6 protein-coding genes are annotated in these 3551 nt (G+C 54.8%); 3 read left to right on the plus strand and 3 right to left on the minus strand.

Annotation, left to right across the window (positions count from 1 at the left end):
- Nucleotides 1-75 precede the first annotated feature (75 nt).
- On the plus strand, nt 76-1002 hold the full coding sequence (locus tag ACXJ5O_RS21785) for an ABC transporter ATP-binding protein (protein ID WP_457301717.1): 927 nt from the start codon (nt 76-78) through the stop codon (nt 1000-1002).
- A complete protein-coding gene (locus ACXJ5O_RS21790) occupies nt 999-1760 on the plus strand; it encodes an ABC transporter permease (RefSeq protein ID WP_224506560.1) in 762 nt (253 codons plus the stop codon). The genes ACXJ5O_RS21785 and ACXJ5O_RS21790 overlap by 4 nt, the downstream gene beginning before the upstream one ends.
- Nucleotides 1761-1769: 9 nt before the next feature.
- Here the strand turns inward: ACXJ5O_RS21790 and ACXJ5O_RS21795 are convergent, their stop codons facing one another.
- The 3 genes from ACXJ5O_RS21795 to ACXJ5O_RS21805 form a co-directional block, all read right to left on the minus strand.
- Nucleotides 1770-2204: a TA system VapC family ribonuclease toxin gene (locus ACXJ5O_RS21795; protein ID WP_457301718.1), complete on the minus strand. Its 435-nt coding sequence runs from the start codon at nt 2202-2204 to the stop codon at nt 1770-1772.
- Nucleotides 2204-2431 carry a CopG family transcriptional regulator gene (locus ACXJ5O_RS21800; protein ID WP_271898832.1) on the minus strand — a complete coding sequence of 76 codons (228 nt, stop codon included), beginning with the start codon at nt 2429-2431 and terminating at the stop codon, nt 2204-2206. The genes ACXJ5O_RS21795 and ACXJ5O_RS21800 overlap by 1 nt, the downstream gene beginning before the upstream one ends.
- Before the next feature lie 75 nt (nt 2432-2506).
- A complete protein-coding gene (locus ACXJ5O_RS21805; RefSeq protein ID WP_457301719.1) occupies nt 2507-2959 on the minus strand; it encodes a MarR family winged helix-turn-helix transcriptional regulator in 453 nt (150 codons plus the stop codon).
- Nucleotides 2960-3037: 78 nt separating this feature from the next.
- On the opposite strand from ACXJ5O_RS21805, the gene ACXJ5O_RS21810 reads away from it, so the two are divergent.
- On the plus strand, nt 3038-3551 hold a 514-nt coding region (locus ACXJ5O_RS21810; RefSeq protein WP_457301720.1), incomplete at its 3' end, for a homogentisate 1,2-dioxygenase.

Below are 3551 nucleotides of genomic sequence, written 5' to 3' on the forward strand. Positions count from 1 at the left end.
TCTCAAGGGCGCGCCTGCGCCTCAGATTTGTTCCGCCAGATACGTCCAGACCGAAATTCCTTTCCAGGTAAATTCATGTCCTCAGCTATCTCTGTCTCCAGCCTTTACAAAACCTACTCAACCGGTTTCGAAGCGCTGAAGAATATCAATCTCGACATTCGCCATGGCGAGATATTCGCGCTGCTCGGTCCTAACGGTGCGGGCAAGACCACGCTGATCTCGACAATCTGCGGCATCGTCAATCCGACGTCGGGAACAATCCTCGCCGATGGCCACGATATCATCAAGGAATATCGCGCGGCCCGTAGCAAGATCGGCCTTGTACCGCAGGAACTGACGACAGATGCCTTCGAGACGGTCTGGAATACGGTCAGTTTCAGTCGCGGTCTCTTCGGCAAGCCGGCCAAACCGGCGCATATCGAAAAGATCCTGAAAGAACTCTCGCTGTGGGACAAGAAGGATTCGAAACTCATGACGCTGTCCGGTGGCATGAAGCGCCGCGTCATGATTGCGAAAGCTTTGTCGCACGAACCGGAGATCCTGTTTCTGGATGAGCCTACAGCCGGCGTCGATGTCGAGCTCCGGCGCGACATGTGGAATGTCGTGCGGGCACTGCGCGAATCCGGCGTCACCATCATCCTGACCACGCATTATATTGAGGAAGCCCAGCAGATGGCCGATCGCATCGGCGTCATCAGCCATGGCGAAATCATTTTGGTCGAGGAGAAGGCTGAACTGATGCGCTCGCTCGGCAGGAAGCAATTGCGGCTGTTTCTCCAGGAGAAACGCGAAGAGGTGCCCGAGGCGTTAGCCCAATATGAGCTTGAGCTTTCGTCCGACGGCTGCGAGCTCATCTACCACTATGACACGCAGAAAGAACGCACCGGGATTACAGCCTTGCTGAAAGACCTCGACAAGGCTGGTGTCCGTTTCAAGGATATCCAGACGCGCGAAAGTTCATTGGAAGAAATCTTCGTGAATCTCGTGAGGGAACGCAAATGAACCTCTATGCCATCAAGGCGATCTACCTGTTCGAGATGCACCGCACATGGCGCACGATCATGCAGAGCGTCATTTCGCCGGTCGTTTCCACAAGTCTGTATTTCGTCGTCTTCGGCTCGGCCATCGGCGGACGCATTCCTGAAATAAGCGGGGTCAGCTATGGCGCGTTCATCGTGCCGGGCCTGATCATGCTGTCGCTGTTGACGCAAAGTATTTCCAACGCATCCTTCGGCATCTATTTTCCGAAGTTCGTCGGCACGATCTACGAGCTTTTATCGGCACCCGTGTCCTATCTGGAGATCGTCGTCGCCTATGTCGGGGCCGCAGCGACCAAATCCATCATTCTTGGCGTCATCATTCTGGCCACGGCCGCCCTCTTCGTTCCGCTGCGGATTGAGCATCCCTTCGTCATGCTGCTCTTCCTGGTGCTGACTGCAGTTACATTCAGCATGTTCGGCTTCATCATCGGCATCTGGGCCGACGGCTTCGAAAAGCTACAGCTCGTCCCGTTGATGATCATCACACCGCTGACCTTCCTCGGAGGCAGTTTCTACTCCATCGAAATGCTGCCGCCCTTCTGGCAAAAAGTGACGCTGTTCAACCCGGTCGTGTACCTGATCAGCGGTTTCCGCTGGAGCTTCTTCGGCCTGTCAGACGTGCACATCGGCACCAGCCTCGCCATGACGGCGCTGTTCCTCATCGCATGCATTCTCATCCTGCGCTGGATCTTCACGACGGGGTATAGATTGAAGAGTTAGTGTGCAGAGTCACAATTCGATCAGGTGAAGGTTATCTTTTCCACCGGGCACAGCGGCAGTCACCAAGCGCCGGTCAAAAGTTGCCAACTGGCCTTCATTGGATCTCGCAAGTGCAAGAAGGTAGGTGTCTGTAATCTGACTCGAAATTAGCAGCCTCGACGGGTCGATCAGTTTTGACCTCATAAGGCTGATACTGTCCGCCCAGAACTCATGGCCGGGCCTGGACGTAAAAATTGCCAATGACGACGCAATCGCGGCTGGAGAACCGGGGGAATTCCGGTAGCGCGGGTCTCCGATAATGCGAATGACGCCATTCTCGGTAAGGGGGCAGGTGGCCCAAGCGGACTGACCAATCTCTGCGAACCAGTTGTGGGCGGAAACGTGATGAATATGTACTGGATCAAATAATGCGATCAGGACATTGACGTCGAGCAAAAATGCCATCAGGGCAGTTCATCGCGCAACTGATTGACGAATTCCATAGTGACCGGAGTGCCATCCTTTACAGTAAGCAGTGGTACGCCGTTGCGCTCGCTTATGCTGGCAACTGGCGCCTGTAGAGATTTCCGGGCAAGCATTGATATGACCTCGCCGATTGTCTTGTTTTGATGTTCGGCTAAGCCTTTTGCTGCCGCAAGCACGTCGTCATCAATAGCTAAAGTCGTTCGCATTTCAATCTCCAAACATCGCGCATCAAACATCACGCATCAATATGGGGTGTACCTGAGACAATATCAAGGATATCTCTATCCAAAATAGGCTTCCAACGCAGCCAGTCCGGCCTTGAGCTCCTTCTCGCCTTTTGAGCCGAGGTTTGACAGAAGTTCCGCCTCGAAGGCATGCGCGACCTTGGCCAAATCGGCATAGATCTTCCGCCCTGCGGGTGTGAGTTCCAGATTCTCGATGCGCCGGTCGATGTCATCACGCTTGCGACTTAACCATCGGCGCTTTTCCAGCGTGAACACCGCCCTCGAAACCTTCGTCTTGTGCATGGAAGAATGCGCGCCGATTGCAGTGGCCGTCAAAATACCGAATTGACCAAGCGTCGCCAGCGTGCGCCATTCAGGCCGCGTCAACCCGTATCGATCACGATAGATGCTGGCGAAGCGCTGGCTGACCGCCTCCGCCGCCTTGTTCAGCCGGTAGGGGATGAAGTCCTCCAGAACTAGCGGCGGTGTTTCGGTCGTCTCATTTTCCATTTCAGCGAAATCTCCCTTTGCGGTTGATAGTTACAAAATAGATCGTCACACTTGCAACTAATATCGGGAGGTACGATCATGACCCTCAACTACATGCCTGGCTTCGGCAACGATTTCGAAACGGAGTCTCTGCCTGGCGCTCTTCCGCAGGGGCAGAACTCGCCCCAACGTTGCGCTTACGGGCTCTATGCCGAACAACTGTCCGGCTCTCCCTTCACCGCACCGCGCGGCATCAATGAACGTTCCTGGCTGTATCGTATCAGACCTTCGGTCAAGCACAGCGGCCGGTTCACACCATCGAAGCGCGAACATTGGAAGACCGCGCCCAACCTCGATGATCATAAATTGCCAATCGGCCAGTTGCGCTGGAATCCGACGCCGGTGCCGCAGCAGCCAACGAGTTTCATCGATGGCATCCGCACCATGACCACGGCCGGCGATGTCCATGGCCAGGCAGGGATGGCAGCGCATGTCTATGCATTCAACCGCGATATGGAAGACGACTATTTCTTCGATGCCGATGGCGAAATGCTTTTGGTGCCGGAAAAGGGAAGGCTCCGTATTTTCACCGAAATGGGCATCATCGAGATCG

This window comes from Phyllobacterium sp. P5_D12 (genome assembly GCF_054049495.1).

Excerpts from the sequence above, each read along its gene's own strand:
- ACXJ5O_RS21785 (WP_457301717.1), top strand. The coding sequence starts at position 76 with ATGTCCTCAGCTATCTCTGTCTCCAGCCTTTACAAAACCTACTCAACC.
- ACXJ5O_RS21790 (WP_224506560.1), top strand. The coding sequence starts at position 999 with ATGAACCTCTATGCCATCAAGGCGATCTACCTGTTCGAGATGCACCGC.
- ACXJ5O_RS21795 (WP_457301718.1), bottom strand. The coding sequence starts at position 2,204 with ATGGCATTTTTGCTCGACGTCAATGTCCTGATCGCATTATTTGATCCA.
- ACXJ5O_RS21800 (WP_271898832.1), bottom strand. The coding sequence starts at position 2,431 with ATGCGAACGACTTTAGCTATTGATGACGACGTGCTTGCGGCAGCAAAA.
- ACXJ5O_RS21805 (WP_457301719.1), bottom strand. The coding sequence starts at position 2,959 with ATGGAAAATGAGACGACCGAAACACCGCCGCTAGTTCTGGAGGACTTC.